Origin of the sequence: Micromonospora sp. NPDC048930, assembly GCF_043197935.1 — a bacterium.
Taxonomy (GTDB): domain Bacteria; phylum Actinomycetota; class Actinomycetes; order Mycobacteriales; family Micromonosporaceae; genus Micromonospora.
The window spans coordinates 1-6,114 of sequence record NZ_JBICUB010000040.1; the positions used below are offsets into that span (position 1 = coordinate 1).

6 protein-coding genes are annotated in these 6,114 nt (G+C 71.3%); 3 read left to right on the forward strand and 3 right to left on the reverse strand.

Annotation, left to right across the window (positions count from 1 at the left end; all coding sequences use genetic code 11):
* Positions 1–274: hypothetical protein (locus ACGFI9_RS37775; protein ID WP_393185996.1), on the reverse strand; the 274-nt coding region annotated here is incomplete at its 3' end.
* Between the two features lie 491 nt (positions 275–765).
* Here ACGFI9_RS37775 and ACGFI9_RS37780 point away from each other — a divergent pair.
* Complete coding sequence (locus ACGFI9_RS37780; protein WP_393185998.1) at positions 766–1,362, forward strand: hypothetical protein; 597 nt, start codon at positions 766–768, stop codon at positions 1,360–1,362.
* 93 nt (positions 1,363–1,455) lie between these two features.
* Complete coding sequence (locus ACGFI9_RS37785) at positions 1,456–2,610, forward strand: CapA family protein (protein ID WP_393185999.1); 1,155 nt, start codon at positions 1,456–1,458, stop codon at positions 2,608–2,610.
* Positions 2,611–2,668: 58 nt separating this feature from the next.
* Here the strand turns inward: ACGFI9_RS37785 and ACGFI9_RS37790 are convergent, their stop codons facing one another.
* Entirely contained in the window at positions 2,669–4,039 is a 1,371-nt protein-coding gene (locus ACGFI9_RS37790) for an alpha/beta hydrolase family protein (RefSeq protein ID WP_393186001.1), read from the reverse strand.
* Between the two features lie 152 nt (positions 4,040–4,191).
* Positions 4,192–5,529, reverse strand: coding sequence for an NADP-specific glutamate dehydrogenase (gene gdhA, locus ACGFI9_RS37795; protein ID WP_393186003.1), 1,338 nt, complete (start codon positions 5,527–5,529; stop codon positions 4,192–4,194).
* Positions 5,530–5,622: 93 nt separating this feature from the next.
* Here gdhA and ACGFI9_RS37800 point away from each other — a divergent pair, with 93 nt between their 5' ends.
* Complete coding sequence (locus ACGFI9_RS37800; protein ID WP_393186005.1) at positions 5,623–5,931, forward strand: hypothetical protein; 309 nt, start codon at positions 5,623–5,625, stop codon at positions 5,929–5,931.
* Positions 5,932–6,114 lie beyond the last annotated feature (183 nt).

A 6,114-nucleotide genomic window follows, 5' to 3' on the forward strand; every position in this document is an offset into this window, starting at 1 on the left:
CCGGCTCCGGGCGGTCAGGCTTGATCCCTGCGCCGGTCACGGCGGGCCACACCCGCGTCGTGGTCCGGCGCCGTCCGGGCGTGCCGCCTGCGTGGCCCCGGTCTTGGTGTACGTGGGCCGTGCGGCTCCAGCTCATCCGCGAGATCGACTCGGGTTGCGGCTTGCCGTCGGTGTCCGGGCTGTCGGGCAGGCCGCTGTGCGGTGTTTCGAGTGGGTCAAGCCGACTGTGGTCCAACTGGTGGCGAGTTGTTCGTGCGTTGTCCGGTTGGCGCATGACGTCGCCTTGCTGGGTGGAACGTCATGGAGGTCTCCGGGCTCCGGTGACGTCCATGGTGTTCCACTGACCGCGCCGTGCCGTTGGGGTGACCGGGCCGGGTGCTGCGCCTGAGCGTGTCGAAGCTCGGGGCTGACCGCGCCGGGGTGGGCTGAACCGTGCCGGGTGGCGGGCAGCCTGATGGCGGGTGGGTGGTGTGTCCGGTTTCGGGGTGTGGTCGGCGGCATCCTGGGGCCGGAATGGTGGGCGGGCGGGGGTCGTTGAACACGGGTGAACGGCCGAGGGAGAGCGCCCGCACGGCGGGGTGACGGACCCGGAATGATGTGGGGTCGTCGGCCGTTACACATGGTCCCGGCGCCGCGAAGAGGCCACGCCCCGCGAGCCCGGATGATCCCCCAAGACTTTCCCCCTCTTTTGAGCGCCTGACGGTGCTTGCGTCTGTTGCTGACCCCCCTCGGCGCGGACGCCAACCCCCGAATGGAGCTTGTCTCATGAACACGATCATTCGTAAGAGCATGCTGAGTGTTGCTGGTCTGGCCTTCGCCGGTGGTGTGTTCGCCGGTCCGATCGCCGCGCACGCCGACGCCCGCCCCGTTGAGGGCAAGCCCGTCGCGGTCGCGGTGCAGGCCGACAAGCCTGGCGTCGACAAGGCGAAGCTGATTCCGCATGGTGTGCAGGGCGCGCAGTCGCGGATCGACCTGAACGACGAGCAGGTCGCGAACGCGAAGGCGATCATCGCCGCGACGAAGAAGGCGGGTCTGCCGGAGCGGGCCGCGGTGATCTCGATCGCCACCAGCCTGCAGGAGTCGAAGCTGGAGAACCTGGGCCACCTCGGCGACAAGAACGACCACGACTCGCTGGGCCTGTTCCAGCAGCGCCCGAGCTCGGGTTGGGGCACGCCGGAGCAGATCACTGACCCCGAGTACTCGACCCTGGCGTTCGAGAAGGGTCTGAAGCAGGTCGACGGGTGGCAGGACATGCCGCTGACCGAGGCCGCCCAGACCGTGCAGGTCTCCGCGTACCCGGACGCCTACGCCCAGTGGGAGCAGCAGGCCGCCGACATCGTCGCCCAGCACTGGAACAGCTGACAACAACCGAATGCGAAAGGACCCCTCCCCCTTGGGAGGGGTCCTTTCGCATTCGCCCCTTGGGTGGCACGGGGACTGTGCAGGATTCCCGAGATGAGGGTGAAGCGGGGTATTGCGGTGATCCTGGTGCTGCTGACGGGGGCCTGTACGGAACCGGTACGGGTAACGCCGGCTCCCTCCACCGCTCCGCGGGTCACCGCCCCGGCTCCCGGTCCGAAGCACCAGCTGACCGTGGTGGCGGCGGGGGATCTGCTGGTGCACCCGCCGCTCACGGAGCAGGCCGCCGCCGACGCCCGGGCGGCGGGCCGCAGTGGCCACGACTTCACCCGGGTTCTCGCTGCGATCCGTCCCCGGGTGATCGCCGCGGACCTCGCCATCTGCCACATGGAGACACCTCTTGCGGACCCGAGCGGTCCGTTCACCGGGTGGCCGACCTTCAGCGTGCCCCCGGAGTTGGCCGACGCCGCGGCCTGGGCCGGGTTCGACACCTGCTCCACGGCATCCAACCACTCGCTGGACACCGGCATGGAGGGCGTCACCAAAACGCTGGACAACCTCGACCGGGTCGGGCTGCGTCACGCCGGCACGGCCCGCAGCGCGGAGGAGGCGGCCCGACCGACCATCATCGACGTGGCAGGCGTGAAGATCGCACAACTCTCGTACGCGCTGAGCTTCAACACCATCCCGCTCCCGCCCGGGCGACCGTGGGCGGCGAACCTCATTGACCGGGACGCCATCCTGGCGGCGGCACACCGGGCGCGAGCTGCGGGTGCCGAGATCGTCATCCTCTCCATGCACTGGGGGACCGAGTACCAGAACGCGCCGAACGACGACCAGTTGGACCTGGCCCGGGAGTTGCTCGCCTCGCCCGACATCGATCTGATCATCGGGCACCACGTCCACGTGGTACAGCCGTTCGAGAAGATCGGCAGGAAGTGGGTCGCCTACGGGATGGGAAATCTGACCACCCGGTTCGACGACGGTGCCCCGGAGAACACGCAGGACGCCGTGGTGCCCGAGTTCACCTTCACCCGTACCGCTTCAGGCTGGGAGGTCACCGACGTGACCGTGCTGCCGACCTGGATGGAGTACCGACCTGCGGCGCGAGTGGTCGATCTGGTCAGCGCGGCGAAGGACCCGGCGGTGCCGGCCGCGCAGCGGACGCACTACGCCGAGATCGAGAAGCGGATCGACGGATACGTCGGCATGCGCGGCGCCTTCGAGGCGGGGCTAACCGCCCTCTCCTGACGACTTGCCGGTGGGCGGCGGCCGGGATCGTGAGGGAGACGCGGTCCCGGCCGCGCCGTCACTGGCAGGGCGCGTACAACCGACGGGTCCCCGACCCGGCAGCCCAGGCGGCGGGGTCGCTGAACCGGCAGCCGAAGGATGGTGCCGCCACCGCCTCCGGGTCGGTGACCGGGTCGCCCGCCGGCCGCTCGCCCGTGCGTACCCAGGAGACCAGGTCGTCCCAGGCGGCGCCGGCCTCGGCCGGGCTGAACTCGCAGTGCTGCGCGGCCCGGACCGCCCGCTGGACCACCAGCCGGCTGCGGCCGTGCCACGCCGCGTCCCGGGCGTACGCCTGCTCCATGCTGAACGGTACGAAGAGGTCGCCGAGGTCGTGCAGGCTGAGCACCGGGGCGGTGGGGCGGCCGCTGATCCGGGGCACCTCGGTCAGTGTGGGCGACAGCCGCTGCCACGGGTTCTCCGGGGCGACCCGCTGCACGGTGGCGTTGACGTCCACCGGGCTGTCCGGGGAGTACCGGGTGAGCAGGTTGGTGGCGAGCTGGCCGGGGCGCTCAGCGGGGGAGTCGCCGCCGTCGGTGGTGGCGATGCTGAAGAGGAAGTCCTTCCAGACCGCGAAGGCGGCGTCCGCGCCGGGCCGCTCCCCGCCGGAGCGGTTGACGGTGATGGCCCGCAGTTGCTTGCCGAGGTCGTTGGTGGTGTCCGGGCCGCCCGGCTTCAGCCCGGCCAGGCCGAGCGCCACCTGGATGCGCGGCACCGCGTTGGTCAGGTAGTCGTCCGGCGTCGGGTAGGCGCGCACTCCGGCGAGGGCCTGCGCGACCAGGTTGTAGTCCAGGAAGAAGTCGAACAGCTCGTGGTCGCCGAGCACCCCGCACATCGGCAGCGCGCCGTCGTAGTAGCCCGGGTACTGCTCGAGCGAGCGGCCGATGATGTGCCCGCCCATCGACACCCCGGCGATCAGCACCCGCTTGGGCTTCCGCACGGTGTCGGCGAAGAAGTCGGCGAGGGCCCGGGTGCTCAGCACGCCGGAGCGGATGTCGTACCCGTTGTGGTCGTACGAGGACGCGGCCCAGGCGTACCCCTGCTCCAGTATCCGTTGCCGCAGGCCGAACGCGGGCGGCTCGGGGGAGAGCACGGTGCCCTGGCCGCGGTAGCCGTGCGCCCACATGACCAGCTCGCCGTTCCACCGGGCGGGGGTCTCGATGATGAAGCCGGCATGCTCGTGCACGCCCTGGCGGACGGTGGTGGCCTCGCCGCCGACGACCAGCGGCGCCAGCGGTGGGTTGCTGATGGTGTAGCCGGGCAGTGGCTGGCTGCCGTCGTCGTCACGGTCGGCGGCGAGAGCCGGCGCGGCGCCGGCGAGTCCGATGGTGAGGGTGAGGGCCGCGCCGACGGCGAGCAGCCGGCGGGCCAGGCGGGTGGTTGAGGTCAGCATCGTTGCTCCCCCGGGGGACGGGTGCCGCCCCGGGTGGCGGGGCGACCAGGCGGGACGGATGCCTACCGGCCGGTAGCGTCCTGAACCTAGGTCCGCCCTCGACCCCTGTCAATCGCTGTCTGACCGAACGGTCAGGCCACCACAGTGGAGAGTCAGACCAGACCCTGGGCCAGCATCGCCTCCGCCACCCGCCGGAAACCGTTGATGTTCGCGCCGGCGACGTAGTCGCCCGGCAGGCCGTACTCCTCGGCGGTGGCCCAGCAGCGGGCGTGGATGTCCCGCATCGTCTCCCGCAGCCGCTGCTCCGACTGGGCGAACGTCCACGAGTCCCGGCTGGCGTTCTGCTGCATCTCCAGGGCGCTCACCGCCACCCCGCCGGCGTTGGCCGCCTTGCCCGGCGCGAACCGCACCCCGGCCCGGCCGAGGATGCGTACCGCCTCCGGGGTGGTGGGCATGTTCGCCCCCTCCACCACCGCGACGCACCCGCCGGCCACCAGCGCCGCGGCCTCCGCGCCGCCGATCTCGTTCTGCGTCGCGCAGGGCAGGGCCAGGTCGCAGGGCACCTCCCAGACGGTACGACCGGAGATCGCCACCGCGTGCGGCGCGTGCCGCACGTAGTCGCCGAGCCGGGCCCGGCGCTCCTCCTTCAGCTCGCGCAGCAACTCCAGCTCGATGCCCTTCTCGTCCAGCACGTACCCGTCCGAGTCGGAGCAGGCCACCACGGTGCCGCCGAGCTGGTGCAGCTTCTCGATCGCGTAGATGGCCACGTTGCCGGAGCCGGAGACCACCACCCGCTTGCCGTCCAGGCTGTCCCCGGTCTGCTTCAGCATCTCCTCGGCGAAGAAGACCGCCCCGTACCCGGTCGCCTCCCGCCGCACCTGCGCACCCCCGTACGCCAGGCCCTTGCCGGTGAGCACCCCCGCCTCGTACCGGTTGGTGATCCGCTTGTACTGCCCGAACAGGTAGCCGATCTCCCGGCCGCCCACCCCGATGTCCCCGGCCGGCACGTCGGTCTGCGCGCCGATGTGCCGGTACAGCTCCGTCATGAAGCTCTGGCAGAAGCGCATCACCTCGCGGTCCGAGCGACCCTTCGGGTCGAAGTCTGCGCCGCCCTTGCCGCCCCCGATGGGCAGGCCGGTCAGCGCGTTCTTGAAGATCTGCTCGAAGCCCAGGAACTTCACGATGCCCAGGTAGACCGACGGGTGGAAGCGCAGGCCGCCCTTGAACGGGCCGAGCGCGCTGTTGAACTCCACCCGGAAACCGCGGTTCACCCGCACCCGGCCGTGGTCGTCCTCCCACGGCACCCGGAAGACGATCTGCCGCTCCGGCTCGCAGATCCGCTCGATGATCCGCGCCTTCGCGTACTCGGGGTGACGGGCCAGGGCCGGGCCGATGCTCTCCAGCACCTCCCGTACCGCCTGGTGGAACTCGGGCTCACCCGGGTTCCGCTGGACCACGTTCGCGAACACCGTCTCGACCGTCTCCGGCATCACCGACACGTCCCTTCCGGTCCCCGCCGCGGCCTCGTCGCCGCACCGTGCCCCCAGATACGGATCGGCACCGCCGTCCGGTTCACTGGTCCGGTGGACGAGTTGATCTGGGATGCGGCCCGGGCCTCCCGGGGCTGGCTGGACGCCGCCAACGGCACCGGCGACACCGAGCTGACCTGCCGCATCCTCAAGCTCACCGAGGAGGCGGGGGAGGCGGCCGCCGCCTGGATCGGGGTGCTCGGCCAGAACCCGCGCAAGGGGGTCACCCACACCCGGGAGGACGTCGCGGCGGAGTTGGCGGACGTGGTGTTCACGGCGCTCGTGGCGATCGAGAGCCTGGGGCTGGACGCGCGCACCGTGGTCTCCGCCTGTGCCGCCAAGGTGCGCTCCCGTCTGGGCTGATTCCCGCCCTCCTCGCTGGGTCTCGGTTCGTTGTGGTTGCGGTTCCGGGTGTGGGCGCGCCGCGTCCGGCGGGTCTTGATCCGTCTTGGGTTGCGGTTTCGGGTGTGGCCCGCCGTGCCCGGCTCCGGGCGGTCAGGCTTGATCCCTGCGCCGGTCACGGCGGGCCACACCCGCGTCGTGGTC

Excerpts from the sequence above, each read along its gene's own strand:
- ACGFI9_RS37780 (WP_393185998.1), top strand. The coding sequence starts at position 766 with ATGAACACGATCATTCGTAAGAGCATGCTGAGTGTTGCTGGTCTGGCC.
- ACGFI9_RS37785 (WP_393185999.1), top strand. The coding sequence starts at position 1,456 with ATGAGGGTGAAGCGGGGTATTGCGGTGATCCTGGTGCTGCTGACGGGG.
- ACGFI9_RS37790 (WP_393186001.1), bottom strand. The coding sequence starts at position 4,039 with ATGCTGACCTCAACCACCCGCCTGGCCCGCCGGCTGCTCGCCGTCGGC.
- gdhA (WP_393186003.1), bottom strand. The coding sequence starts at position 5,529 with ATGCCGGAGACGGTCGAGACGGTGTTCGCGAACGTGGTCCAGCGGAAC.